This window comes from Pseudomonadales bacterium, assembly GCA_041395945.1.
Lineage (GTDB): Bacteria > Pseudomonadota > Gammaproteobacteria > Pseudomonadales > Azotimanducaceae > SZUA-309.
Map to the genome: position 1 here is coordinate 706,758 of JAWKZN010000001.1, position 26,518 is coordinate 733,275.

The following is a 26,518-nucleotide window of genomic DNA, read 5'->3' on the forward strand; positions in this document are numbered from 1 at the left end:
AGAATAAGCGCCCACTCGCAACCACAGGACCCGGAATAACGGGGTCCAGACGAAGAGGCGTGGCAAAAGACACTGACAAAGAGCTTGTCCGAAGAGTTCAGAAAGGCGACAAACAAGCCTTCGACCTTCTGTTCAGCCGTTATCAGCACAAGATCCTGAATCTGGTCTCGCGCTATCTGAGAGACCCGGAAGACGTGGAAGACGTGGCCCAGGAGGCATTCATCAAGGCGTTCCGCGCGTTGCCGCGATTTCGCGGGGAAAGTTCGTTCTACACCTGGATTTACCGGATTGCGATCAACACCGCGAAAAATCACATCGTAGCGCGAAGCCGGCGCCCCCCCGGTGTGGACGTGGATATCGATGATGCGCAACACATGGATGGCGCTGATTTTCTGCGGGAGTCCGAAAGTCCCGAGGCGGCCCTCGCCCGGGATGAACTCTCAGCGGCCATCGACCGGGCCATCTCCGATCTGCCCGACGATCTGCGCAGCGCGGTAACTCTGCGGGAATTCGATGGTCTGAGCTATGAGCAGATCGCCGAAGTCATGGAGTGTCCGGTGGGCACCGTGCGGTCGCGGATCTTCCGGGCGAGGGAATATATCGATCAGCAGATCGAACCATTGCTCAGCGGTGGGTCAAAGAGAACGCGCCGGGCATGAGCGCCAGGCAGATGCCCGGCCTGCACCAGGTTCAGCTGGAGGCCTTTGGTAAAGCGAGTCAGGTCAAAAGCGAATCGGGTAAGAGAGAATCAGGTAGAACGATCCAGGTAAAGACAGCCAGGTACAGAGCTTCAGGTACAGAGCTTCAGGTAAAGAGATTCAGGTAAACAGATCATGTCGGAAAAATTGAGAGAAAGCCTGTCGGCGGTGGTGGATGATGAGGCAGATGAATTTGAACTGCGCCGGGTCGTGGATGAACTCGCCAAGGATCCCGGGCTGAAGGCCAGCTGGGATCGTTACCACATGATCGGTACTGTTCTGAGAGGCGAATATGCCCCGAACTCCGCCGGATTGCGCGAGCGGGTCTGGCAGGAGCTGGCCATCGAAGGTGTTGCAGAGTCGGAGTCGTCCGCACCGGAGCAGGCGATCGCCGCTGGATCCGCAGCGAGCCCGAGCAGGCGACCCGGACGCTGGCTGTCCCTCGCGGTGGCGGCAGGCGTGGCCTTCGTTGTCTCGATTGGTGTGGGGAACCTGGATCTGGCAGAGGATCCTCCGGAAGTGGCCGACGTCTCCGCCGGCGTATCTGATGTGCGTGCGGCGGTGAATCAGGCGGTGGTTCTGAAGGCAGTGGCCACGCCCCTCGATGAAATGCGAACAGAGGCCTACAAGGTGGCACATTCCCAGTATCGGGGCATGAACTCTCCGGGTCCGGATGCCTTTGCCAAAATGGTGAGCTACCAGCGGCAATGATGTTATCTGTGATCTGTGGTCAGTTGCTGACTGGTCGGCGTACGCCGGCCGTCGCCCCACGCGGGCCCTGTCAGGGGGTTGCCGTACTGCTGGTCGTCCTGTTGAGCGCATCGGTCCAGGCGGCCACGCAGGATCCGGAGGATCCGCGAGCCTGGCTGCAGGCGATGAACCGGGCCTTCACCGAACTCAGTTACGACGGGATCTTCAGCTACTTCAACGGTTCAGACCTCACCAGTGTGCGTATCGTGCATATGGTCATAGATGGTGAGCAGCGGGAGCGGCTGATCCATCTCAACGGCGCACCCAGAGAAATCGTCCGTACGGGTGAAACCGTGGCCTGCATTCTCATGCCTGGCGACGACCTGCTCGACCTGGAAGGTAATATTCCCTCGGGTCCATTTGCCCGGGCCTTTGTCCGGAAATACGACACCATCTCCGAGCACTACAGCCTGGCGTTTTTCGGTGAAGACAGAGTGGCCGGCCGGCTGGCGGTGCGGCTCGCCATCACACCCCATGACTCGGACCGGTTCGGTTATCGACTGTGGCTCGATCAGGAAACCCGCCTGCTGCTGAAGTCAGAACTGATCGATGCGGACGGTGCGATGCTCGAGGTCTTTCAGTTCAACGAACTGCAGCTTGGAGATGCCGTAGCGGCGGACGCGCTGCTGCCTACCCAGAGGGAAGGTTCGGTGGTCTCCCATCTCACTCTGGCTACCGGGACTGCGGCACCCGTACAGCTGAAACGGACACGCTGGCAACCGGCCTGGGTGCCGGAGGGATTCGTGATGGCCAGTGCGGATGTGCGGATGACCCACGACAAGCTGAAGTCCGTGAATACCATGATGTATTCCGATGGCCTGGCGGCATTTTCGGTCTTTATCGAAGAGATGCCGCCGGTCGGCGCGGCCAGTATGGTGTCGCGCAGCGGGGCGACGGTGGCTGTCACTCATCTGGCCGGCGGTCCGGAAAGCCGTCATCAGCTTGTGACGCTGGTGGGTGAATTGCCGACCGCCACTGCACAGCGCATCGCCCAGTCCATTCGCTTCGAGTGATGCGTCAGCTTTACCGTAGCGGTATGGTGGTGGAAACCTCGCCCGAGGTGTTGCGAGTGCGCATTGATCGGGCCTGTGATACCTGCAGTTCGGGTTGTGCCCGCACGCTGCCGGACCTCTGCGTGGACGCGCACCCGGGGGCGCAACCCGGGACGCGGGTACAGCTGGGTCTGTCCGCACGGTCCCTCAACGTGCATTGCCTCGCGCTGTTCGGACCCTGGCTGGTGGTCGTGGCCGGTCTCGTTGTTCTCGATCTGCGCGGAGCCAGCCTGGGGACAAGTGTGGCTGCGGTGATGATCGGCGGATTACTCGCACTCTGGTCGGGAAGAAGACTGGCGCTTGCCGGATGGCAATCCCTGTCCGTCAGGGTGGCGGCTGTGGACTCCGGCAAGCGTCTCCCCGGCGGGTACGCCGTCACCGAACGCTGGCGCGGTTCCAGTGAGTTAGTACATGAAGGAACAAGGCAGGATTGATTCGATGACCAGATCCGCAGGATTCGACCAGGGCAGCCGGCTGATCGGTCTGCTGATCGGCGCAGGCATGCTGTGGCTCGCCAGCTTTCCGGCCGCGGCTCGCGAGCTGCCGGATTTCACGGAACTGGTGGAGAAGAATGCACCGGCCGTGGTGAACATCAGCAGCATCCGCCATGCACCGTCGGCAGATCAGAGTCGGCCTCGTTCGCGCAACGAAGAACTGGAAGAATTCTTCCGCCGCTTCTTCCCGCCGGGTCAGGGTGGTCCTCAACCCTATTCGCGGCCCCAGTCCTTAGGCTCCGGTTTTGTGCTTGAAGACGGCTACATCGTCACCAACAACCACGTCGTGGAAGAAGCCGACGAGGTCCTGGTGCGCTTCAGCGACCGTCGGGAACTCACTGCGGAACTGATCGGTTCCGATCCGCGCTCGGATCTGGCGCTGCTCAAAGTCGATGCGGACGATCTTCCAGGGGTCAAGCTGGGTAACTCGAGCACACTGAAAGTCGGCGAGTGGGTCCTGGCCATCGGCTCACCCTTTGGTTTCGACTACTCGGTGACTGCGGGCATCGTCAGCGCCAAGGGTCGCAGTCTGCCCACCGAGCAGAACGAAAATTACGTGCCCTTCATTCAGACGGATGTCGCCATCAATCCAGGTAACTCGGGAGGCCCGCTGTTCAACCTGAAGGGGGAGGTGATCGGCATCAACTCCCAGATCTACTCCAACTCCGGCGGATTCATGGGCGTGTCCTTTGCGATTCCCATCGACATTGCCATGGAGGTGGTCGGACAGCTGCGCGATTCGGGTCGTGTAGCCCGGGGCTGGCTGGGCGTGGTGATCCAGGAAGTGAATCGGGATCTTGCGGAAAGCTTCGGCCTGAGACGTCCCCATGGGGCGCTCGTTTCCAGGGTGCTGGAAGGCAGTCCGGCAGAATCCGGGGGCATACTCGAAGGGGATATCATCACCGCGATCAATGGTCAGGCGATCGATTTCTCCTCGGAGTTACCCCATTACGTTGGCCGTATCCGGCCCGGCAGCAATGCCCGCTTCTCGGTTGTGCGCGATGGCAAAGAGATCGAACTCAAACTCGAAATCGGTGAGCTGGCGGATCGGGGTGAGGTCAATCTGGGTCGCAGCGTCCCCGATGGCGATGCATCTTCCCGGCTGGGCCTGACGGTAGAGGCCATTCCGGCAAATGAGCTCGAACAGCTTGGCCTGGATGGGGGTGTACGGGTGACCGAGGCGGACGGCGTGGCGGCCGAGAGCGGTATCCGCAGTGGAGACGTCGTCACCAAACTGGACAACCGGCCGGTTCTGGATACCGAAAGTTTTCTCAGGATCGCGGACAGCCTGGCGTCCGGCCGTTCGGTTGCCGTGCTGGTGGTCCGGGGACAGTCGCCCATTTTCCTGGCAATGCGGGTACCCTGATGTTGCCTGATCCGCATCTCCCTGGCCGGAATTCGCCTGAAATCAACGGATAAGCTACACTCGCGCGCCTTTCGGGTACCCCGACCGGCTGCCGGTTGAATGTCCCGGGCGCCGGCTGTACCAGCCCGGGGTAGCGGCGGGTAAGCCGTCGTGTGCAATCTAGGTGTTCTCATTGGTGTCCGACACAGACCGCATCCGTAATTTCTCGATCATCGCCCACATCGATCACGGCAAATCCACGCTCGCGGATCGACTGATTCAGCTGTGCGGTGGATTGCAGGATCGGGAGATGGCCGAACAGGTTCTCGACTCCATGGATCTGGAGCGGGAGCGTGGTATCACCATCAAGGCGCAGAGCGTCACGCTGAACTACAAAGCTCTCAACGGCCGCACGTATCAGCTCAATTTCATCGACACCCCGGGTCACGTCGACTTCAGCTACGAAGTCTCCCGCTCACTGGCGGCCTGCGAAGGCGCGCTGCTCGTTGTCGATGCGGCTCAGGGAGTGGAAGCGCAGTCCGTGGCGAACTGCTACACGGCGATCGAGCAGGGCCTGGAAGTGCTGCCGGTACTCAACAAGATCGACCTGCCCCAGGCCGAGCCGGAACGGGTCGCCGCGGAGATCGAAGAGATTATCGGGCTCGATACCACCGACATTCTCTGCGTCAGCGCCAAGACGGGGGCCAATGTGCCCGATCTGCTCGAGCGCCTGATCAGGGACATTCCGCCACCCTCCGGAAATCCGGACGAACCGCTGCAGGCCCTCATCATCGACTCCTGGTTCGACAACTACCTGGGTATTGTCTCTCTGGTAAGGGTCGTGCAGGGGCGGATTGCGAAAGGCGACAAGATCGTCATCAAGTCGCTGGGGAAATCCCATGTGGTGGACGAGGTGGGCTGCTACACACCCAAGCATACGGCGAGGCCCCAACTGGAAGCGGGTGAAGTGGGTTTCGTGGTTGCCGGTATCAAGGAGATCCGCGGCGCTCCGGTAGGCGACACCATCGTGCTGGCCAGGCATCCGGAAGTGAAGGCGCTGCCCGGCTTTACCCGGGTCAAGCCCCAGGTGTTTGCCGGCCTGTTCCCCGTGAACTCAGAAGATTTCGAAGCGTTCCGGGAAGCGCTGGAAAAGCTCACGCTCAATGACGCGTCGCTGTTCTACGAACCGGAAACCTCGGACGCACTCGGATTCGGCTTTCGCTGCGGCTTTCTCGGAATGCTGCACATGGAGATCATTCAGGAGCGGCTGGAACGGGAATACGACCTCAATCTGATCACTTCCGCGCCTACGGTGGTTTACGAGGTGGTCGCCGCGGACGGCACCCTGCTGAAAGTGGACAATCCTTCCCGACTGCCCGCCAATTTCGCGGAGATGCGCGAGCCGATCGCCGACGTGCACATACTCGTGCCCCAGGAATACGTGGGGAATGTGATCACTCTCTGTGTCGAGCGTCGCGGTGTGCAGAAAAACATGCAGTTCTCCTCCGGGCAGGTTTCCCTGCACTGGGAACTGCCGATGAACGAGGTGGTGCTCGATTTCTTCGACCGCCTGAAATCCGTCAGCCGGGGCTTTGCCTCCCTCGACTACAGTTTTATCCGTTTCGAGGAGTCGAAGCTGGCGAAGCTCGATATTCTGATAAACGGGGAAAAGGTCGACGCCCTTGCCATGATCGTCCATCGCGACCAGGCCGCGGCCCGGGGGCGGCAGCTGGCCGAAAAGATGAAGGAACTGATACCCCGGCAGATGTTCGATGTGGCCATTCAGGCAGCTATTGGCGGTCAGATCATTGCGCGACAGACTGTGAAGGCGTTACGCAAAAACGTCACCGCGAAGTGCTACGGTGGCGATGTCACCCGGAAGAAAAAGCTGCTTGAAAAGCAGAAAGCGGGTAAGAAACGGATGAAGCAGGTCGGCAACGTGGAAATACCCCAGGAAGCGTTCCTGGCGGCATTGCGGGTCGAACGATAGTGGAGGCCCGGTAGGCGATGGATATCGATATGCCCTTCGTGCTGACCTGGGCGGTGCTCATCTGTGGCGCGATCTGGCTGTTCGACGTGGTGGTTCTCAAGCCTCGACGGATGGCGGCTGTTGCAGGAGCGAGGCAGAAAGGCGACCGGCCCGGTTTCGAAACGAACAGCAGCAAGGAAGCGGCTGCCGAACCCCCGGAGCCGCTGCTGGTCGAATACGCGCGATCCTTCTTCCCGGTACTGCTGTTTGTGCTGGTGCTGCGCAGCTTCCTGGCAGAGCCTTATCAGATCCCTTCCGAATCCATGGTGCCGACGCTTGCGGTCGGAGATTTTGTGCTGGTGAACAAGTACGCCTATGGCATTCGACTGCCGGTGCTGGGCACGAAGATCATCCCTGTGGGTGAGCCCCGGCGGGGCGATGTCATGGTGTTCATCCCACCACACGATCCCCGCTACTTCATCAAGCGGGTGATCGGTGTACCCGGGGATGTGATCCGTTACGAAAACAAAGCCCTGTTCATCAACGGCGAACGGGCCGCATACGAGTTCGTGGAAGAGTTCGAGGAACGTTACGCCCTGGGGACCATCCCCGTCCGCTCCTATGTGGAGACATTTGATGGACGCTCCCATCAGATCTATCGTTATCCGAAGAACGAGATGACCGGCGAATGGACGGTTCCGGAAGACTCCTATTTCATGATGGGTGACAACCGGGGCAAGAGCGCGGACAGTCGCGAATGGGGTTTTGCCCATGAGAGCAATATTGTCGGCAAGGCCGTTGCAATCTGGGTGCACAAAGATCCGGGCCTGACCATGCCGACATTCGAACGTAACCGCTGGCTGGATTGAACCAGGGAGGTCGAGTATGACGAATCGGAAAGCGTATCTGCGGCAGGGTGGCGCATCGGCGATGGGCGTGCTTCTCGGTGTCGGAGCGCTGGTGACAGTAGTGACCCTCGTCCTGCGACTCGGGCCCCACTATCTTGATTTTGAGACGATGAAGACCATAGTCGAAGATATGCCGGCGGAGCAGATGCACACGATGAGCATCGAGGATATGCGTGAGTCCTTCCGCAAGCGTTTCAAGGTCAACAGTCTCAGAGACTTCGATCTGAAGAAGATCATCGTCATAGATCGATCCAAGGAAGGGACGCTGCTGACGATTGAGTACGAGCAGCGCGAACATCTCATCGCCAATGTCGACGTCGTGCTCACCTTCTACGAGCAGTACCGCTATCAGTAACGGCTCCGGACGGGATCTCGCCGAGCTCGAAAAGCGGCTTGGCTACCGGTTCTCGGCCCGCCAGATACTGGAGCGGGCCCTCACCCACAAGAGTTTCAGCGCAGATCACAACGAACGTCTCGAGTTTCTCGGAGACGCCGTGCTCGGCTACGTGATCGCCCAGATCCTCCACGAAAACCGCACGGATGTGGCAGAAGATGCACTGACAATGATCCGTGCGGAGCTGGTGCGGCGGGAGACGCTTGCCGAGATCGCTGTGGAGCTGGAACTGGGCGACTTCCTCAGGCTTGGTACCGGCGAACGCAGAAGCGGCGGCAGACAGCGCACGTCGATTATCGCCAACGCGCTGGAAGCGGTATTCGGTGCTCTGGAACAGGACGGCGGTGTGGATGCGGCCAGAAATGTCATCGCGAATCTCTACGAAAGCCGGCTCGAAGGCGTCGGGCGGGGATCGCTCGAAGACGTGAAAGACCCCAAAACCCAGCTCCAGGAAATACTCCAGGGAGTCGCCATGCCGCTGCCCGTTTATGAGATTCTTGCCCTGGATGACTCGGAACCGAATCCTGTCATCCTGGTGACCTGTCGGGTGGACTCTCTCGGACTGGAAACCCGCGGGGCAGGTCGCAGCCGCCGCGTCGCGGAGAAGGCGGCGGCTGCACAGATGATCGAACTGGTGAATGAACGTGTCTGAAAACAGTAACGACTCAGCAGGATCAGAGCCCGCTCAGGTGGCGGCTGCGGCAGCTGCCGCCGCCGGGCCGCAACTCTGCGGCTATGTCGCGCTGGTGGGGCGGCCCAATGTCGGCAAGTCGACGCTGCTGAACCATCTTCTGCAGCAGAAGGTGGCGATCACCTCCCGTAAACCCCAGACCACGAGGCATGTGATGCTCGGGGTCGATACCGAAGGGCCTCATCAGGCCATTTACGTGGACACTCCCGGGATACACGATCATGCTGATCGGGAAATGAACCGTTACATGGTACGCAGCGCGACCTCGGTTCTGGTGGATGCGGATCTGGTGCTGATGGTCATCGAACGGGATCGCTGGCTCGCAGAAGACGAACTGGTGCTGGAGCATATTCGCAGGGCGGGGACTCCTGTGATCGCGATCATCAACAAGCAGGATCAGCTGCAGCGCAAGGAGCTACTGCTGCCCATCATCCACCGGCTGGGTGGACTCGATGTCTTTCAGGCCATCGTGCCGGTGTCTGCCCTGAAGGGCATCGGCATCGCAGAGCTGCGCCGGGAAGTTTTCGGCCGACTCCCCGAGAATCCGCATCTGTTTCCCCCGGACCAGGTGACCGATCAGAGTGAGCGCTTCATCGTCTCGGAAATCATCCGGGAAAAACTCATGCGACGTTTCGGTGACGAGATTCCGCACCGCACCGCCGTGGTGATCGAGGCTTTCGAAGATCGGGGAGATGTGGTGGACATTTCCGCCGACATCTACGTGGAACGCAGCGGGCAGAAACGGATCATCATCGGCAAATCGGGTGAAAAGCTGAAACAGGTCGGCCAGGATGCACGGCACGATATTGAACAGCTGCTCGACAAGCGGGTCATGCTGAGGCTCTGGATCAAGGTACGACCGGGCTGGACCAACAGTGCGAGCGCCCTGCGACGCCTGGGCTATGACTAGGATTGCTTCAGAACCCTGTGTGGTTCTGCACACCCGCCCATATCGGGAAAACAGCCTGCTTCTGACCGTGTTCAGCCATGACCATGGCAGAGTCAGCATGGTTGCCCGCAGTGCCAGGGGCGGGAAACGCGGTCGCATTCTGCAGCCGTTCGCTCTGCTGCGTGCCGGCTGGACAGGACGCGGCGGGCTCGTCACCCTGACCGCCTTCGAAGTGGAAAAGCAGCACTGGTATCGGGGAGATGCACTCGCGGCGGGATTCTATGTCGCAGAACTGCTCATGCGCCTCATGCCGGAGCGGGAAAGCCACCCGCGACTGTTTGCTGCTCTTCGCTGGGTACTCGACCATCTGGAAAGCGATCTGGAGGGTGCACTGCGGCGCTTTGAAATGATTCTGCTGGAGGAGCTGGGCTATGCGCTGGATTTCCAGCATGAAGCGACGGACGGTCGACCGCTGGCAGCCGAAGTAAATTATCAGTTCGACCCGGATGTGGGCTTCTCCCGGACAACGGCTGCGCGCAGCTACTCAGGCGCGGTACTGCTGGCGATCGGCAGGGGGGACTTCACTGATCCGGGTGTGCGGCGCAGCGCGCGCCGCCTGCTGCGCAGGGCGCTCGCTGCGCATCTGGGTCCCGCGCCGTTGCTCAGCCGTCGTCTGCTCGCCGGTATGCGCCGTCGCGCACCCAGTGGTGTGGACGCGCCTGCAGATCTTGAACTCCCGCCACCTCCCCTGAATCAATGAGCGCCGGACCCCGGACGCGGGATATCGCCATCAGCGTCGAGTCTCTGGACACGGATGGATTCGGCACTGCTTCGCTGAATCAGCGCAGAATACGGGTGAAGAACGGTCTGCCCGGGGAAGAACTGCTGGCCCGGGTGCTCAAACGCGGCAGCGGCGACTGGTTCGCCGAGGCCTTTGATATCAGACAGGCTGCGGCAGGGCGGCGGACCCCGCCCTGTGAATACTTTCCCCGCTGCGGGGGCTGCCAGATGCAGCACATCGACCATGCGGATCAGGTCGCGCTGAAACAGCGACGGCTGCTGGAAGCCCTGCAGGCCGAGCAGGTTGTGCCACAGCAGGTTCTCGAGCCGCAGTGGGGTGAAGGCCTCCACTATCGCACCAGAGCCAGGCTGGGTGTACGGGTTGTCGATGGCGAAGTGCTGATCGGATTCCGGGAGAGCTTTTCAGGCCGGGTCATGCGGATGACCTACTGCCGTACCCTGATCGAAGCATTCGCCGATCTGCTGGAACCCCTGCGTCAGCTGATCGGCGGACTGTCCAGCCCGACAGCGATACCACAGGTGGAACTCGCCGCGGGTGACGACTCCCAGGCCATCGTGCTGCGGCATCTTGTTCCCCTGACCCCGGAAGATGACACGCTGCTGGAAAACTTTTCCAACCGGCACGGACTGGCCCTGTTCCGGCAGGCTTCCCGCCGGGACCTCATCGCGCCACCAGGTGCAGGTGCGCGGCTGCTGAGCTATGCGAACCCGGACCTCGATCTGCGCTTCGAGTTTCTCCCCTGGGAATTCACACAGGTAAACCTTGCGATGAACCGCAGACTTGTCGCGGCTGCCATCCGCGGGCTGGCACCGGGGCAGGGGAGTCCGGTAGTTGACCTGTTCTGCGGTATCGGAAACTTCAGTCTCGCGCTGGCCCGTTCCGGTGCGCGGGTGATCGGCTATGAAAGCGATGCCAGTGCAGTGGCGCGGGCGCAGAACAACGCGCAGCTCAACAGGCTCGACACCCGGTGTGAGTTTGTCCTGAGCGATCTGTATGATCGCGACTGCGATCGGCTGGCTGAAACCGAGTACATGCTGCTCGATCCGCCCAGATCCGGAGCCGGACCGAATCTCCCGAAGTGGATTGGGGGCGATCATCTCAGACGCGTGGCCTACGTCAGCTGTGAACCGGGAACCTTCGCAGCGGATGCAAAAGTGCTGGCTGAACGTGGATTTGTTCTGGAACAGACAGGGATATTCGATATGTTTCCTCAGACTGCGCATGTGGAGACGCTCGGGGTGTTCAGCAGAGCATGGTAAACACCAGTGCGCTCATTCCCCGTACGATCGATGGACTCATCGATCGCGCTGCCTGGCACGCCCGGATCTGTACCGATCATCCGGCGCTGGATGCGGCACTCATCGAGCGTTCTCTGAATTTTGTTGCCCGAACGGCAGAGCAGGCCGAGGATTTTCTCGAGATCGGCATCGAACTGGGCAATCTGCTGCTGACTTTGCATATGGATGCCGAATCCATTGCCGCCGCCCTGGTTTACCGTCCGCTGCGGACCGGTGCAGTAACCGCCGATGAGGTAGCAAACGCCCTCGGTCCGGCGGTCGCGAGTCTGGCTGTTGCGGTACTGAGGATGGCGGACACCAGCCTGCTGGAGATGTCGAACAGCAGGATGCAGACCAGCGAATCCCGGGATCAGGTCGAGAACATCAAACGGATGCTGGTTTCGATGATCGACGATCCGAGAGTCGCGATTCTGAAGCTCGCTGAGAGGGTGGTTGCTCTCCGGTCGGCAAAGGAAGGGCCCGAAGCACGCCGCATGAGAATCGCTCAGGAGGCGCACCTCATATTCGCTCCGCTGGCCAGTCGTCTCGGAGTCTGGCAGCTCAAGTGGGAGCTGCAGGATCTCGCGCTGCGCTATCTTGCGCCGGATATATACAGGACGCTGGCCAGGCAGCTCGATGGCCGCCGGGTCGAACGGGAAGCGGAAGTTGCTGCACTTGCGGAGGCCATGCAGGATCGGTTGCGCGCCCGCGGAATCAACGCGACTGTGTCTGGCCGCGCGAAGCACCTCTACTCCATCTGGCTGAAGATGCGCGCCAAAAATGTGGGTCTGGATGAAGTCTACGATGTGAGGGCTATCCGGGTAGTAGTGCCGGATATTGCCCAGTGCTACTCGGCCCTCGGAGTGATTCACACGGAGTGGCAGCATCTTCCGAGCGAGTTCGACGACTACATCGCCGCGCCCAAGGAAAACGGCTACCGCTCGATTCACACCGCGGTGCGCTGGGATGATGGCAAGACCCTGGAAGTGCAGATCCGTACGCCGGAAATGCACCAGGAGGCGGAACTCGGAGTGTGTGCCCACTGGGCGTACAAGGAAGAGGGAGGTGAAGACCTTTCCTATACACAGAAGATGAACTGGATGCGACAGGTGGTCGACTGGCAGGAGGAAACCAGGGAACGTTTCCGGACTGAGACCATCGGCATGGAGCTCAGGGAGCGGGTCAGAGAAGAGCGGATATTTGTCTATACCCCCAAGGGCCATGTCCTTGATCTGGCGTCTGGTGCGACCCCGGTAGACTTCGCTTACAGAGTACATACCCAGATCGGGCACCGATGTCAGGCAGCGAAAGTCGATGGTCGGCGGGTTGCGCTGAATACAGAGCTGCACAGCGGTGAACGGGTCGAAATCCTTGTCGGAACCGAAGACGCTCCCCGGCGGGAATGGCTCGAACATCATCTTGGCTTCGTGAAAAGTACCCGGGCCCGGGAGAAGATCAGCGACTGGTTTCGGGCGCGTCCCCCGGCTGAGAGTGAAGCGGCGGGACGCGCTCTGCTCGAAACGGCCCTTGTCGAACTTGCGCTGCCTGTACCGGAACCGCAGACGCTGCAGGCCGCGATTGCGCGACTCGGCTGCACGGGCGAAGGTGATTTTTTCCGGCTGCTGGCAGAGGGGGACCTGCAGCTGCTGGACGTGATCGTGCTCCTGAATTCTGACTCAGATCCGCACAGTGAGGCGTCTCCCCGGTCGGGAGGAAGCTCGCAGGATGGAGTCAGTCTGCTCCCCGGCGGCGGGAATTCCGGTGTTTCCTACACGATAGAGCTGCTCGCGGATGACCGTCGCGGCCTGTTGTTCGATATCACTTCCTACCTAGATCACGAAGGTATTCCGTTGCTGTCCAATGCCGGAAGGGTGCTGCCGGAAACCTCTCTTGCATCGATCTCTCTGGAAATACGCTTGCACGGAATAGAGCAGCTGGTCAGGATCCTGGAGGGATTGAAACAGATTCCGGCGGTTTTACAGGCGCGCCGACTGGAAACCAGACAGTAGCCATTCATCAATCGACAGGAGCTTTTTTGTGAAAATCATTCTTCTTGGACCGCCTGGTGCCGGAAAGGGTACCCAGGCCCAGTTCATCTGCGACGAATTTTCGATTCCCCAGATCTCCACCGGGGACATGCTTCGCGCGGCAGTCAGTGCGGGCACGGCGCTCGGCAAGAAGGTGAAGGCGGTGATGGACGCAGGCGCGCTGGTCTCGGACGACATCATCATTGACCTGGTGAAGGAGCGCATCGCCGCTGATGACTGCCGGAATGGATTCCTGTTCGATGGATTTCCACGCACCATCGTACAGGCCGAAGCGCTGATGGACGCAGGTGTGGAGATCGACTGTGTGCTGGAGATAAGCGTTCCGGACCAGGAAATTATCAGGCGAATGAGCGGGCGGCGGGTGCATCCGGGCTCCGGAAGAACCTACCATGTTGAATACAATCCGCCGATAGTCAGTGGCAAGGATAACGAGACAGGCGAGCCGCTCATTCAGCGCGAAGACGACAAAGAGGAGACTGTGAAAGAGCGACTTCAGGTTTACAGAAACCAGACGCAGCCACTCATCGGTTTCTATTCGAGCAAGTCGGATGGTGACAAACTGCGCTACGTAACTGTGAACGGGCTCGGAAACGTGGAAGAAATTCAGAAGCAGATCATCAAACTATTGCGAAACTAGTGGTGGTTTTTTTTCTGTATTCGCATATCATTCGCTACGATTTTGTGTTGCAACGTTCGCAGACTGAACTAAGGTAACGATGAAAAGGATCCGGAAACGGATTCTCGGACAGATCCAGAAATCTAATCGGGTGTCGGCAGATTCAAAAGTCGGCAATCTGAAAAGGCGAAAAGGATCGGTTGCTCAGAGTTACAGCAGTACCGAAACGGAAAGTGGAAGCCGACTCTCAAGCTTCTTCGATCAACCAAAGGCGCAAGTCCCAGGTAAGTCGAAGAATATAAAGAGAAGCAGCATCGACCGAAGTGAAGGTCTGCCGGGAGGGGTTAAAGGAAAGCCCGTCCCGCTGGTCGCAGGAAGCGAGTAGTAATGGAGCAGCATGAAATCCAGCTGATGGACAAGCGGTTGGTAGTTGTTTTAACGCTTGTTGGTCGGATGAAACAACCCAACGTAGCCGAGGAGATTCTTGATGCCGAGAGCTAAAACCGCAGCAAAGAAGCGCCCTGCGAAGAAAACTGCTGCCAAAAAAGCGACTGCCAAGAAAAAGAAAGCACCAGCTAAGAAAAAGACAGCCGCCAAGAAAACAGCCGCAAAGCGCAAGCCAGCCAAGCGTAAACCTGCCAAAAAGAAGGCAGCCAAGCGCAAGCCGGCCAAGCGTAAAGTAGCCAAGAAGAAGGTAGCTAAAAAGAAAGTAGCGAAGAAAAAAGTCGCGAAAAAGAAGGCAGCCAAGCGTAAGCCAGCCAAAAAGAAGGCAGCCAAGCGTAGGCCAGCCAAGAAGAAAGCAGCGAAAAAGAAGGTAGCCAAGCGCAAGCCAGCCAAAAAGAAGGCGACCAAGCGTAAGCCAGCCGCGAAAAAGACGGCAGCCAAACGCAAGACCGCTGCCAAGCGGCGACCCGCTAAGAAAAGATCGACAGCAGCGCGTAAGGTGAGGAAGGGCACCGTAGCGCGAAGACGTCCCACAGCGAGACGCGTGTAGTCGACCCGGTAGAGGCGAGTCGAGACGCGACGACTTAAACGCCGCGTCTCTTCCCTCTAGAGGACGGCGTCGGCGGCTCTGCCGCCGGCGACGGTCCCGCTCCCTCTGAATTCCAGAAGAATCCCCGAAAACTCCTCCGATTCCGAAGCTTCCTCGAATGAGGTCTGTTTCAGTTGCCTATACCCCGGAAGGGGAGAACCTCCACCAGTTCGCCAGGTTCGAGATCTGCGGTTTCGGCAGGTATGCGGATGAGGCAGTCGGCCCCTGAGAACGAACCCAGGCGGTTCGAACTCTGATCACCGCGCACACCCACTGTGAGTTCCCGGGTTTCCTGGACCAGATATCCGCGCTGATATTCTTCCCTGCCGGGCTGATGGTGCAGCCTGTGCTTCAGGCGGGCCTGGTAGCGGAAAACGGGTGCGGCGCCGGCACCCGCCAGCAGGCGCAGCGCAGGCTGGGCAACGAGCAGATAAGTGACGATCGTCGAGACAGGGTTACCCGGTAACCCCAGGAAAATGGCGTCATTGATCCTGCCAAAAGCCAGCGGTTTGCCGGGCTTGAGATTCAGGCGCCAGAAATCGATGCGCCCGATTGCTGCGACGACTTCCCGGACGTGATCCGCATCACCCACAGAGACCCCACCCGAAGTCAGGATGAGATCGTTGTCCCGGGCCGCTCTGGAAAGTGTGGTCCGGAGATGTTGCGGATCGTCGGGCAGGATGCCGAGATCTTCGCAGCGCACCGGAAGCTCCCTGAGGAGTTGCAGAAGTGTCATCCGGTTTGAGTCGAAAATCCGTCCGCGCTGCAGCGGGGTGCCCGGCTCCTGTAACTCGTCGCCGGTTGAAAAGACGGCGACCCGTACGCGGCGGAAGACTTTGATGCGTTCGATCCCGCAGGCCGCCAGCCAACCGACGTCGAAGGCGTTGATCAGCTGTCCGGACAGGAGCAGATTGTCACCCTGGTGGATGTCGTTACCCACTTCCCGGACATGTTCGCCGGCGGCCACGGATACGTTGACCAGCAGCCGATCACCACTGCGTACGCAGTTCTCCTGGATTACCACAGCATCCGCGTCGTGCGGCAGAGGTGCGCCTGTGGTGATGCGCACACACTGGCCGTCCGCGATTGTGCCCTCGAAGGGATGACCTGCGAGGCTGCTGCCGACTATCTCAAGATGAAACGGACCGGCAGCGCTGCGGCTCGACGCCCGCAGCGCGTAGCCATCCATCGCAGAACTGGCAAAGGGCGGTAAGCTGATCGGCGACCTGACGGATTCGGCTGCAACCCGGTGCAGGGCGTCTGCCAGATCGACAGACTCGCTGCCGGTGACAGCCCGGACCCCCGACTCAATAGCCTCGATCGCTTTCGAGAGATCTAGTGCTCGGATAACATGCCCCCATGCAAAATCTGTTGGCTCTGGAAACTTCGGGCGCGCGTTGCTCTGTCTGCCTGTTGATCGATGGTACCCGTTTCGGAATTACCGAGCATGTGCAGCGGCGTCACAACGAGCTGCTGCTGTCGATGATCGAGGCGACCGTGCACAAGGCCGGGCTGACACAACGGGAGCTTGCGTCGCGACTTGATGTGGTCGCTTTCGGCTGTGGTCCGGGCTCATTCACCGGTGTCAGGATCGCAGCAGCAGCGGCCCAGGCCATTGCCTTTGCCGCAGGTGCGGGCGTTGTGCCGGTGGTTTCCTCGAGGACCCTCGCTCTGGCAGTGGCAGCATCAGGTTCGAACCCGGGCAGGCGTGGTGTGATCACACTGATTCGCTCACGCAAAGATCTCTATTACTTCGCAATGCATCGGATCGTGGACGGAATTCCGGACACGGTACGGGCCGATCAGCTCTGTGCGCGGCTGCCGTTGCTCCCGGAGATCGTTCAGCTCGATGACTGGACGGCTGTCGGCAGTCGGCCCGACTGGTGGCCTGAGAACGCGCCGGTAGACGAGACCATCACTGCGGGTGCCGATGAGGTCTGCACACTCGCGCTCGCTGCTCTGCGAACCGGTGCTGCACTGGATCCGGCCGATGCGCTGCCGCTGTACCTGACGGGTGATTCTCCCTGGCGGGTTTCCGTGCCGCCTCAGAATCCTGACGCGCAGGTAACCGACCTCTGAGGCCGGTCATCCACACACTGGCCTGTCAGGCATCCCGCATACCCTGGGCTATACTCCGGTGGACGTTCGTTCGGAAGACATCGGAATGAATCCGGTAGGCCAGAGTCGAAGCGGCACACTGCCCCAGCTGCGGGTCCCGGATTTCCGGCCGTCGTCCCTGAGCGGAAACGTCTCTGGCGGGGCAGCCGTGGCAGGAGGCGCTGCGTCGACAGGAGCCGAGGATGTCCCCCGGCTGCGCCGCATCAGTGGCGCTACGGGTGCTTCCCAGGATGCGATGCTGCACTACGGTTCCGCTGCACAGATCAGAAATGCGACCGTCAGCGGAAGCCACATCGACCTCTACGTCTGATGCGCCTGCTGTGGACGGCAGACGAAGCGCTGCCACCGGTTTTTGAGGCACTTTTCGAAGTGATGGCGCCGGGCACCGTGCCGGACCAGGACGAACTGCACCTGCGTTATGGCGACGGTGTCCTGCGGCTGTGTCGCGGCGCTGATCTGCGTGGTGTCCACGTGCGACGGGAAGATATTCAGAAACGCCTGAAGGGGGATTTCATGCTCGGACGCGCCTGTGCAGGAAGCACCCGGCACGGTCTGCGGATCCTCGATGCCATGGCCGGACTGGGCACCGATGGCCTGGCACTGGCGCTGCGTGGCCACCGTGTGACTCTGGTGGAGCGCAATCCCGTACTCTGGGCGCTGCTGTCTGATCTGCTGCAGCGCATGGATGTTCCGGATCTGGTTCTGCAGCTGGGAGACTGTCGGACTCTGCTGGAGTCCCCGGATGCGTTATCCACGCCATACGATGTGATCTACCTCGATCCGATGTTCCCGCAGCGTTCGAAACGGGCACTGCCCGGGAAACCCATGCAGTACGTGACCCAGCTGCTCGGTGAAGATGCTGAAAACGGCGACCAGCCGGACCTTGAGGCACTGCGGGCACTGATCCAGTCTGCGCGGAACGTGGCCGGATCTCATGTGGTGCTGAAGCGCCGCCGCACAGACCCCGTGGTGGGTACGCCGGACTGGCAGTTGAAAGGACGCAGCGTGCGTTACGATATGTTCAGGCGCCTCTGAGAATCGCGTAGCGGAATTCAGGACTGATCACCGTTTTAGCGGCTTTGAGTACATCGGAAACGAGCTGACCGTAGCTCAGTGTGCCGTCGCCGGACTCGGTCACTGCACCATCCGCCACCAGCTTGTTCACAAAGAGATCGAACAATCGTGCGTCGAAAAACTCCGGGGCATTAAGTCCGTAGATGCGGCTCATCTTGTGCGCCATTTTCTTACTCTCGTTTTCCAGCGCCTCCCGGGTCCGGACCCGGGAGTTCGGCTCGGCCAGCAGGCACAGCACGATGTAGAGCCTTTCCAGAGTCGGGGTGATCACACTGGCCAGAAGCTGCAGACGCTGGTGATTGGGGTCGGAAACCGGCGGAGCCGTGTAGCCGCCGGCAGGATGCAGTTCGAGCAGGCCGAGTTGCAGCAGATGCTCGAGCCAGCGATCGGCGGCAGCTGGATCCTGCCTGCTGCTGAGTTCCGCCGCGATGTAGGGGAATACCGTCTCAATCATGGTGATCAGGGCCGGTCGATTCAGCGGTCTGCGCCGCTGATGGATCAGGCAGGCTATGAGCGAAGGCAGCGCCAGGGTGTGCACGCAGTTATTCCGATACCAGGTCATCAGCACCGCATTGACCGGGTCATGGCAGAGCACATCGCCGAAGTCGTATTTCTCCCGGCTCAACATGCCGAGATGCTCGACGTAGTGCACAATTTCACCCGCCGACATGCTGGTGACCGAATAGCGGTGATGGTCCGCATCCGCTTTCAGCAATGCCAGGTAGCAGTCGATCTGGTCGATGAGCATGGCTTCGTCGATGGCGAAGCGCGGCGTGCTCAGCGTGACCAGTGAAACCAGATTGATGGGGTTTACCGAAGCGACCTCGTTTACCCGGATGAGTACCTCTGCACCGAGCTGTCGAGTCAGATGGTCGGTACTGCCCTCGGTCAGCCATTCATCCAGCACCAGTGGCGTGCCGAAATTCACATCCACCTTACCGAAGTTCTGTCCGATGAGTTTCAGGCTGCGGAAGATGTCTGCGATCGACTCGCTCTGTTTTTCGCTGCCTCTGAGTTCGTCCAGGTAGCTGTTGGCTTCGATGAGCTTTTCGTAGCCGAAGTACACGGGCACGAAGGCAAGCGGCCTGGGCACCCCGCGCTTGTGGTGCTCCAGGGTCATTTTCAACAATCCGAGTCGCGCGGGCAGCAGACGGCCCGTTCTGGATCGTGTGCCCTCTGGAAAGTATTCGACACAGTGACCGCGTCGATATACCTGATAGAGATACTCCGAGAACACCGCTGCATAGATACGGTCGTTGCGAAAACGCCGGCGCATGAAAAACGCCCCGCCGCGCCGCAGCAGCGGGCCCACGATCGGGAGGTTGAGATTGTCCCCCGCGGCGATGTGGGGAATCATCAGGCCGTTGTGATAGAGAAGATAGGAAAGCAGCAGGTAGTCGATGTGGCTGCGATGTGAGGGCACATAGATCACCGTGTTGCTTGCGGTCAGCTGCTGTACTTCCGCAAGGCCGTGAATCTCCACGCCGTCGTAGATGTTCTGCCAGAACCAGGTCAGCAGTCTGGCCAGGATCCGGATGGTTGCAGAGGACATGTTCGATGCGATACCGAGCGCGTCCCTGCGGGCGCGTCTTTCGAGTTTCACCGGGTCGCCATCACTGGTGCGGATCGCATGCTGGACGGATCGACTGGCGAGTATCCGATTGATCAGTGTGCGCTGGTGAGAGAAGTCCGGTCCCAGGGTGGCGACACGCTGATTGCGAAGGCGCACCCGCAGCAGGCGGGCGGCGCGACGCACCACACGTTTCGGGTCGATGCGGGCCAGTTCGCGCAGCGGGATCGGGGTGCCATAGCTCACCATGATGTGATGGCGGCTGATCACCAGATTGAAGATGCGCTTGAGCCGGGAGGTCACGGCCCAGTGCTCGGCGAACATCGCGCTGAGCATGGTCTCCTTCTGGGGTGAGCGTCCCCAGAACACGGCAACCGGGAGCAGGTGCACATCGGAGGATTCGTCTGCCTGCTCGAGAATCCGCGCCATTCGGGGGGATACCGTCTGCATGGTGTTGCGTCGAAACCAGCCGCCGGTTGCCCGGTTGAGAAAAAAGAACCGTCGCTCTTCTTCGAGAGTGCCGATCCTTATCGGATCGAGCGGGGTGGGGATGCCGCGTTTCCGGCACACCAGATCGACAATGATGAGATCCGACAGTGAGCGGTTGTTGAGGACATAGACAAATTTAGCCCCTGCCGCAATCGCCGCATCCGGTTCAGCACCGATGAGCTGAGGGCGGGCAATCAGACGGATCAGCCAGCGACAGATCCGGTAGCTGAAGTATTTCAATTGCCGCATCAGTTTCGCCGCGCCTCGCGCAGAGGAGCCCGGGCGGCTCCCGGCTGTCGCGATCTGATTGCTACTGGCGTCCGTCGAACATGTCGGACGGACTGCCGGGTTTGTCGGCACCCGGGATGAGGATGTCGACTTTCCAGACATCCTGATACTTCCGCTCGGTTTCCTGATCGGCGCTTTCAACCGTGTTGACTACCGTCGGCCGCAGGAAAATCAACAGATTGCGCCGGGTGTTTTCGTTCGATTTGGAGCGGAACAGCCATCCCACACCGGGAATGCTGCCGAGCAGCGGCACACGCCGCTCGCCTTCTGTAATGTCGTCCTGAATCAGGCCGCCGAGCACGAGGGTCTGCTGATTCTCTGCCAGCACGACCGTGTTGATGGTGCGCTTAGATGTCACCACGTCGGAGAACGAGGAGTCTCCGATCGGTGTGGGGACGACATTCGTGATCTCCTGATCAACCTCCAGCCGTACGTTGTGGCCATCGTGTACGTGGGGGGTAACTGTCAGCTGCAGACCAACGTCCTCACGCTGAATGGTGGTGAAAGGATTGTTGGAACCATCACCGGTGGTGCTGAAGGATCCTGTGCGGAAGGGCACTTCGTTACCTACCACGATCTTGGCTTCCTGATTGTCGAGGGTAAGGATGCTGGGAGTCGACAGCAGATTGGCGTTCTGATTGGTGGAGAGTGCCTGCAGCACCACCGAGAAGCTGACGCCGGAGGTATCGATCTTGGCGACGCCGAGGGTCGGATCCGAGAGACCGGCCGCACCAGTGAGCAGATCGATGCCGCCGTCTTCGCCGGACGCCCCGGCGATCAGGCTCTGGATGGCTCCGGTCAGCGGACTCACCAGCAGCGGGGTGGCGGAGCCGGTCTGATCCACGGCAAAGGTGTCCACTCCGATCGTTCTGGTATTCGTCATCGAGACTTCCACGATGGCCGCCTCGATCAGCACCTGCGAGCGGCGCACGTCGAGCATCTTCAGAATGTCCGCGATCTCGGTCATCTTGCCCCGGTCGGCCCGCACTACGATCGCGTTGAGGGATTCATCGGGCTGAATGGTGGTGGCCTGGCCGCCTTCCGTTTCGGCCTTGTCCCCGATGATGCTGCTGAGAATCTCCGCAATCTTCGTCGAGTCGCCGTGTTTCAGGTAGAACACCCGGGTAGAGCCCGAACTGGTGGCCGGTCGATCGAGTTTGCTGATGAGTTTCAGAACCTCGGCCACCGGGCGCTGTTTACCACGCAGCACCAGGGTGTTGTTGCGCTCGTTGGCGACGACCTGGATGCGCTGGGGGCCGGCGACGCTCTTGCCGATTGAGTCGGGCGCCACCTGTTCGAGCATGGCGACCACGGTGCCGACCCAGGCATGTTCCAGATCGACTATTACCACTTCGTCTTCGTCTGCGACGTCTATCTCTTCGATGATCTCCATGAGACGGACGATGTTGTCCGCATGATCGCTGATGATGACGATATTGGGCTGGGCGACTGCGGCGATGTGGCCATACTGGGGGATCAGCGGTCGGAGGATTTTCACGAGTTCTGCCGAATCGACGTTCTGGGCAGCAATGACCCGGGTCACCAGTTCTTCAGGGGCGATATCGGTAAGCTTGCCGTCCGGTCCGGGGGTCTGCTTGCCCTGCGCGTTCGGTGTGATCCGGATGACGTCGCCGGAGGGCATGGCGATGAAGTTGTGTACCCGCAGCACCGACAGAAACAGCGCATACACCGCATTCCGATTCATCGGCTCGCTGGAGATCACGGTCACATTGCCCTTCACCCGGGGATCCACCACGAAGGTCTTGCCGGTGATGGTGGCGACCTGGGAGACGAATTCCTGCAGATCGGCGTTCTTGACGTTGATCTTCCAGGTCTGTTCCTGGGCCGCAGCAAGCGATGCTGTGCCGAGTGCGAAGACCAGAGCTGCCCGAAGCAGTTGTTTGATGATCGATATTTTCATTATTGATTCAGCGAAGCGGTCACAAAAAACCGCCGAGAGCCCCGTTGAACTTCCAGCCGCGCCGAGCCCTGAGACAGGACACTGTCGATCTGCTGCTGATCCCTTTGTATATCACCCACGGCCTGGCCGTTGACGGAAAGTATCACGTCTCCCGGCTGCAGGCCCGTCTGTTGCAGATAGGGTGAGTTTGCGGACAGGCTGTCCAGCCGATAACCCTCGGCGCTGCCGGCACTGACCGCTGCAATGCCGAGGTCGGCCAGGGCCCCTTCCGGGTCGTCGGCGAGAATCTGCCGGTATTGATTCACCAGCTCCCGCGGTGTGGCTGCGGCCTGATCAGCAGACTGGATTTCACCCCGTTGTGCTTCTTCCAGCGGCGGCTCTTCGAAGGGTACCTCTTCGGGGGGCCAGGGTGCTGCATCGATGGGGGCTTCGTCGATCATGTCGCCGCTGCTGCCTGGACCGCCGTTGAATCGCGTGCTGGCTGAGACGACACCGCTGCTGCTGAACTCCGGAAAGTTCAGCGTCTCCCGTGCGCCGGCGCGGCGCAGGACGATGTGATCCGGCCACACTTCGACAAGTTCCGCATTGCCCGGCAGCATGGCGCCGATCGTATAGAGCTCGCCCGCCTTGCCCTTCTGCGCGACGATCGCGGCGGAGGCGTCCGCCACATCGCCGACGAATACCCCCCGCAGTTCGAGGGGAAGACGAGTAGCCACAGCGGCCTGGGCGACGACCGGTGCCGCATCGTTCGCATCCGCAGCACCAAACAGATTCCTCGACAGAATGGCATTGATGCTGACCGTGGCAGAGCGATCGGGTGTGCGGCTGGGGGTCTGCTTTGCAGCGCCTGCAGGCGCGGACTCGGGACCGGCAAGAAAGAACAGGGTGCTGGTTGCCAGGGTATAGGCGATCCCGGCGATGATCAGCCACCGCAGCGGTTCGACCGCCCGGTCGGCGAGAGTGTTGAGTGCTATGGCCATCTAATCCAGTACCTGTCTGTCCCCGGTAACCGCCTGGGTCAGACTGACATTAACTTCCGGTAAACGCTAACTTCTGTAACTGTCTGATGTTAAAAGAGTTGTTCTTCAACCTCCAGTACCACAGCGTGATCGGGATCACCCCCCGGCCAGGGGCTGCCAAGCATCCTGGTAAAAAACTTCGTGACCCCGACTTTCGCATAGCCGTTTTCGAGTAATCGGGCGGTGAGTAACGGGGTCTGCCCGTCCGCCGGGAACACCACCGCCTCAGGGCCGGGGCCAAGATAGGCGGTTAACGGCGGCAGCATGCTGGAAGATGCCCGCCCGGACAATACGTAGCGCACGGGCCCACCCGCCCAGTGAATCTCGCCATCCGCGGCAACGGGACGGTTGCCGCGCAGGCGTAGCCGGGCTTCGCGGATGTCGAAATCACCCTCCAGGGCGATGTCATAGGGTGCCAGTCGACGGTTGATCTCAGCGGAACCGAGCCTGCCGGTGAGCTGCAGCGCCGCAGTGCCGGGCCCCATATCCAGTTCGCCTTGCAGTCCCAGGTCCGTGCCCTTGATTTCGAGTTGATAGTTCAGGTGCGCGGTGAGCAGCGCGCCGCTGTTCAGATCCCAGTGCAGGCCTGCCAGCTCATTTCCCTGGGCAACGACCCTGGCCCTGCCGCGCCACAGCGTGCCTTCGAGATCTGTCAGAGTGATGACAGCCTGATCGTCCAGTGCGATGCGAAGCAGTCCTGCCGGCGCCTGGTAGATGGCGAAGCCCAGAAAAAAGGCGATGCCGATGAGGATGCCTTTGCGCATTTTCAGTCGGTACAGGCCGGGCCGGTGCCGAGCAGCAGGCGCTCAAGCAGATCCTGATAGATGCGGCAGAGCCTGTGCAGATCCGCCAGGGAAACCTGCTCGTCGACCTGGTGAATGGTGGCGTTCACCGGGCCGAGTTCGATCAGTTCGCTGCCCATCGGTGCAATGAAGCGGCCGTCTGAGGTGCCGCCGCCGGTGGAATGTTCCGGCCGGAAACCCTGAATGGATTCGATGCTGTCTCCGGCTGCTGCCAGCAGGCGGCCGCCCCGGGTCAGAAAGGGGTTGCCGGACAGGGACCATTCGATGTCGAAGTCCAGACCGGCGTCCCTGCAGAGGCTGGTGATCCGGGCCTGCAGCCCTTCTGCAGTCTGTTCGGTCGAAAAACGCAGGTTGAACAGCACTTCCAGGGTGCCCGGCACCACGTTGGTCGCGCCGGTGCCGGCGTGGATGTTGGTGATCTGGAAGCTGGTCGGCGGAAACTCCGGGTTGCCGGAATCCCAGCGGGTGGCCGCCAGGGTGGCGAGCAGGGGTGCCGCACGGTGGATGGGGTTGTCCACGGTCTCGGGATAGGCGACGTGTCCCTGCCTGCCGTTAATCCGCATCAGGGCGTTCAGCGAACCGCGTCTGCCGACCCGGATGACATCACCGAGGCGATCTTTCGAAGAGGGCTCACCCACCACACAGTAATCCGGTCGGATGGCCCTGCCGCTCAGGTATTCCACGACCCTGCGGGTGCCGTCGACGGCCGGGCCTTCTTCATCGCTGGTGAGCAGGTAGGCGAGGGTACCCGGATGGTCCGGATGTGCGGCGACAAAGGCCTCGGTTGCACAGACCATCGCCGCAAGGCTGCCTTTCATGTCCGCACTGCCGCGGCCCCGCAGCATGCCGTCTTCCAGCGTTGCAGTGAATGGTGGGGTACGCCAGGCATCGACCGGCCCTGTAGGCACCACGTCGGTGTGGCCGGCAAACAGAAACAGGGGAGCGCCGCTGCCGCGGGTCGCCCACAGGTTCTGCACATCGCCGAAGGGCAGGTCCGTGATTGCAAACCCCTGCTGGCGCAGACGATTGCCCAGCAGCTTCTGGCAACCGGCATCCTCGGGTGTAACGCTGGGCCGCTCGATGAGCGCCAGGGTCAGCTCGAGCAGGGACTGGGTCAGTGAATCCATTCTGGCAGTCAAGGGGTGTCAGTTGTGCGCGTGCAGCGCTTCGTTGAGTGCAATGGCCTTGCGGTTGGTGCGGCATTCCACCCGGCCGTTCAGGCCATTGCGAATGAACAGCATGTCGGATCCCCCGGCCAGCTCCCGGCCTTTCACCCGCTTCACCTCGGCACCGGTCTCATCAAGGATCATTACCGGCGTGGAAGCGGTGATATAGAGGCCGGCTTCGATGGTGCAGCGATCACCCAGGGGAATGCCGGTGCCGGCATTGGCCCCGATGAGGCAGTGTTCGCCGATGCTGATCGTGATCTCTCCGCCTCCGGAGAGCGTGCCCATGGTGCTCGAACTGCCGCCGAGATCCGAGTGGGCACCGATCACCACCCCCTGGGAAATGCGGCCTTCTACCATATTGGGTCCGAGTGCGCCGGCATTGAAGTTCACAAATCCTTCATGCATCACCGTGGTGCCTTCGCCGAGATAGGCGCCGAGTCGGATCCGACTGGCGTCTGCGATACGCACACCCGATGGCATCACGTAGTTGGTCATGCGGGGAAATTTGTCCACCGAATGCACTTCGAGGTGGGTACCCCGCAGGCGCGCATCGAGCAGGCGTTCGGGCAGTTCGGCGGCGGCGACCGGTCCTTCGCAGGTCCAGGCGACATTCGGCAGGTGGGCGAAGATGTTGCTCAAATCCTGACTGTTGGGCAGCGCCAGCCGGTGCGAAAGCAGATGCAGCTTCAGGTACGCGGCTGCGGTGGAATCGATGGCCTCGTCCCGATCCAGGCGGACGGCGGTGAGCGGTGTATCAGCATCTGCCAGTCGGCGCAGACGCTGCTGCACCGACTTGTCTTCAAGGGCGTCTGCAAAATCGGCAACCTCCCGCGCAGACGCGGTCGTGACACCATTGCCGAACCGGCTGACGATGGCCGCAGTGGTGCGGGCATCCGGGTTTTTCAGCGGTGCGGGATAGTAACAGTCGATGAGATCGCCGCGCTGGCTGCGGGTGCCGATGCCGACGGCAAATGCATAAAGACCGGTCATGATTTCTCCCTGGAAGTCCGAAGGATTGGGACTAAAAATATGTCTCCGACAGGCGGTTGGTGGGCGCAGGGTCCGTATCCGCGCACCGGGCCCGCTAACCTATCACAGCGC

25 protein-coding genes are annotated in these 26,518 nt (G+C 60.6%); 18 read left to right on the forward strand and 7 right to left on the reverse strand.

Annotation, left to right across the window (positions count from 1 at the left end; all coding sequences use genetic code 11):
* The first annotated feature begins 59 nt into the window (after nucleotides 1-59).
* The 15 genes from rpoE to R3E82_03440 all read left to right on the forward strand — a co-directional run bounded on the left by rpoE (nucleotide 60) and on the right by R3E82_03440 (nucleotide 14,927).
* Nucleotides 60-659, forward strand: coding sequence for an RNA polymerase sigma factor RpoE (rpoE, locus tag R3E82_03370; protein MEZ5549909.1), 600 nt, complete (start codon nucleotides 60-62; stop codon nucleotides 657-659).
* Between the two features lie 174 nt (nucleotides 660-833).
* Nucleotides 834-1,409, forward strand: a complete 576-nt coding sequence (locus R3E82_03375) for a sigma-E factor negative regulatory protein (GenBank protein ID MEZ5549910.1) — start codon at nucleotides 834-836, stop codon at nucleotides 1,407-1,409.
* Complete coding sequence (locus R3E82_03380; protein MEZ5549911.1) at nucleotides 1,406-2,461, forward strand: MucB/RseB C-terminal domain-containing protein; 1,056 nt, start codon at nucleotides 1,406-1,408, stop codon at nucleotides 2,459-2,461. The genes R3E82_03375 and R3E82_03380 overlap by 4 nt, the downstream gene beginning before the upstream one ends.
* Nucleotides 2,461-2,934 carry a SoxR reducing system RseC family protein gene (locus tag R3E82_03385; protein ID MEZ5549912.1) on the forward strand — a complete coding sequence of 158 codons (474 nt, stop codon included), beginning with the start codon at nucleotides 2,461-2,463 and terminating at the stop codon, nucleotides 2,932-2,934. The genes R3E82_03380 and R3E82_03385 overlap by 1 nt, the downstream gene beginning before the upstream one ends.
* Before the next feature lie 4 nt (nucleotides 2,935-2,938).
* Entirely contained in the window at nucleotides 2,939-4,360 is a 1,422-nt protein-coding gene (locus R3E82_03390) for a DegQ family serine endoprotease (protein MEZ5549913.1), read from the forward strand.
* Nucleotides 4,361-4,535: 175 nt separating this feature from the next.
* The gene (gene lepA / locus R3E82_03395) at nucleotides 4,536-6,329 is read left to right on the forward strand and encodes a translation elongation factor 4 (GenBank protein MEZ5549914.1); all 1,794 of its coding nucleotides are present in this window, start codon (nucleotides 4,536-4,538) and stop codon (nucleotides 6,327-6,329) included.
* 17 nt (nucleotides 6,330-6,346) lie between these two features.
* Nucleotides 6,347-7,177: a signal peptidase I gene (lepB, locus tag R3E82_03400; GenBank protein MEZ5549915.1), complete on the forward strand. Its 831-nt coding sequence runs from the start codon at nucleotides 6,347-6,349 to the stop codon at nucleotides 7,175-7,177.
* 16 nt (nucleotides 7,178-7,193) lie between these two features.
* Nucleotides 7,194-7,571 carry a DUF4845 domain-containing protein gene (locus R3E82_03405; GenBank protein MEZ5549916.1) on the forward strand — a complete coding sequence of 126 codons (378 nt, stop codon included), beginning with the start codon at nucleotides 7,194-7,196 and terminating at the stop codon, nucleotides 7,569-7,571.
* Nucleotides 7,525-8,262, forward strand: a complete 738-nt coding sequence (gene rnc, locus R3E82_03410; GenBank protein ID MEZ5549917.1) for a ribonuclease III — start codon at nucleotides 7,525-7,527, stop codon at nucleotides 8,260-8,262. The genes R3E82_03405 and rnc overlap by 47 nt, the downstream gene beginning before the upstream one ends.
* Before the next feature lie 37 nt (nucleotides 8,263-8,299).
* The gene (gene era, locus R3E82_03415; GenBank protein MEZ5549918.1) at nucleotides 8,300-9,211 is read left to right on the forward strand and encodes a GTPase Era; all 912 of its coding nucleotides are present in this window, start codon (nucleotides 8,300-8,302) and stop codon (nucleotides 9,209-9,211) included.
* A 19-nt stretch (nucleotides 9,212-9,230) separates the two neighbouring features.
* Nucleotides 9,231-9,950, forward strand: coding sequence for a DNA repair protein RecO (gene recO / locus R3E82_03420; protein ID MEZ5549919.1), 720 nt, complete (start codon nucleotides 9,231-9,233; stop codon nucleotides 9,948-9,950).
* Nucleotides 9,947-11,251 (forward strand): methyltransferase domain-containing protein, encoded by a 1,305-nt coding sequence (locus R3E82_03425; GenBank protein MEZ5549920.1) that lies wholly within the window; start codon nucleotides 9,947-9,949, stop codon nucleotides 11,249-11,251. Before recO ends, R3E82_03425 begins: the two co-directional genes overlap by 4 nt.
* Nucleotides 11,245-13,278: an HD domain-containing protein gene (locus R3E82_03430; GenBank protein ID MEZ5549921.1), complete on the forward strand. Its 2,034-nt coding sequence runs from the start codon at nucleotides 11,245-11,247 to the stop codon at nucleotides 13,276-13,278. Before R3E82_03425 ends, R3E82_03430 begins: the two co-directional genes overlap by 7 nt.
* A 28-nt stretch (nucleotides 13,279-13,306) precedes the next feature.
* Nucleotides 13,307-13,954 (forward strand): adenylate kinase, encoded by a 648-nt coding sequence (gene adk, locus R3E82_03435; GenBank protein ID MEZ5549922.1) that lies wholly within the window; start codon nucleotides 13,307-13,309, stop codon nucleotides 13,952-13,954.
* A gap of 466 nt (nucleotides 13,955-14,420) precedes the next feature.
* Complete coding sequence (locus tag R3E82_03440) at nucleotides 14,421-14,927, forward strand: hypothetical protein (protein MEZ5549923.1); 507 nt, start codon at nucleotides 14,421-14,423, stop codon at nucleotides 14,925-14,927.
* 169 nt (nucleotides 14,928-15,096) lie between these two features.
* Here the strand turns inward: R3E82_03440 and R3E82_03445 are convergent, their stop codons facing one another.
* Entirely contained in the window at nucleotides 15,097-16,314 is a 1,218-nt protein-coding gene (locus R3E82_03445; GenBank protein ID MEZ5549924.1) for a molybdopterin molybdotransferase MoeA, read from the reverse strand.
* Between the two features lie 11 nt (nucleotides 16,315-16,325).
* Between R3E82_03445 and tsaB the strand changes: the two genes are divergently transcribed.
* The 3 genes from tsaB (at nucleotide 16,326) to R3E82_03460 (ending at nucleotide 18,119) form a co-directional block, all read left to right on the forward strand.
* Nucleotides 16,326-17,045 (forward strand): tRNA (adenosine(37)-N6)-threonylcarbamoyltransferase complex dimerization subunit type 1 TsaB, encoded by a 720-nt coding sequence (gene tsaB / locus R3E82_03450; protein ID MEZ5549925.1) that lies wholly within the window; start codon nucleotides 16,326-16,328, stop codon nucleotides 17,043-17,045.
* 85 nt (nucleotides 17,046-17,130) lie between these two features.
* Nucleotides 17,131-17,394: a hypothetical protein gene (locus R3E82_03455; protein MEZ5549926.1), complete on the forward strand. Its 264-nt coding sequence runs from the start codon at nucleotides 17,131-17,133 to the stop codon at nucleotides 17,392-17,394.
* Nucleotides 17,394-18,119: a class I SAM-dependent methyltransferase gene (locus tag R3E82_03460; GenBank protein MEZ5549927.1), complete on the forward strand. Its 726-nt coding sequence runs from the start codon at nucleotides 17,394-17,396 to the stop codon at nucleotides 18,117-18,119. The genes R3E82_03455 and R3E82_03460 overlap by 1 nt, the downstream gene beginning before the upstream one ends.
* Here R3E82_03460 and plsB read toward each other — a convergent pair.
* The 6 genes from plsB to R3E82_03490 form a co-directional block, all read right to left on the reverse strand.
* Nucleotides 18,106-20,466 (reverse strand): glycerol-3-phosphate 1-O-acyltransferase PlsB, encoded by a 2,361-nt coding sequence (plsB, locus tag R3E82_03465; protein ID MEZ5549928.1) that lies wholly within the window; start codon nucleotides 20,464-20,466, stop codon nucleotides 18,106-18,108. The two genes, R3E82_03460 and plsB, sit on opposite strands and share 14 nt — an antisense overlap.
* A 61-nt stretch (nucleotides 20,467-20,527) precedes the next feature.
* The gene (gene gspD, locus R3E82_03470; GenBank protein MEZ5549929.1) at nucleotides 20,528-22,426 is read right to left on the reverse strand and encodes a type II secretion system secretin GspD; all 1,899 of its coding nucleotides are present in this window, start codon (nucleotides 22,424-22,426) and stop codon (nucleotides 20,528-20,530) included.
* Nucleotides 22,426-23,406, reverse strand: coding sequence for a type II secretion system protein N (locus R3E82_03475; GenBank protein MEZ5549930.1), 981 nt, complete (start codon nucleotides 23,404-23,406; stop codon nucleotides 22,426-22,428). Before R3E82_03475 ends, gspD begins: the two co-directional genes overlap by 1 nt.
* Nucleotides 23,407-23,495: 89 nt before the next feature.
* Nucleotides 23,496-24,209, reverse strand: a complete 714-nt coding sequence (gspN, locus tag R3E82_03480) for a type II secretion system protein N (GenBank protein MEZ5549931.1) — start codon at nucleotides 24,207-24,209, stop codon at nucleotides 23,496-23,498.
* A 2-nt stretch (nucleotides 24,210-24,211) separates the two neighbouring features.
* Entirely contained in the window at nucleotides 24,212-25,375 is a 1,164-nt protein-coding gene (gene dapE / locus R3E82_03485; GenBank protein ID MEZ5549932.1) for a succinyl-diaminopimelate desuccinylase, read from the reverse strand.
* Nucleotides 25,376-25,393: 18 nt separating this feature from the next.
* The gene (locus R3E82_03490; GenBank protein ID MEZ5549933.1) at nucleotides 25,394-26,410 is read right to left on the reverse strand and encodes a DapH/DapD/GlmU-related protein; all 1,017 of its coding nucleotides are present in this window, start codon (nucleotides 26,408-26,410) and stop codon (nucleotides 25,394-25,396) included.
* Between the last annotated feature and the right edge of the window lie 108 nt (nucleotides 26,411-26,518).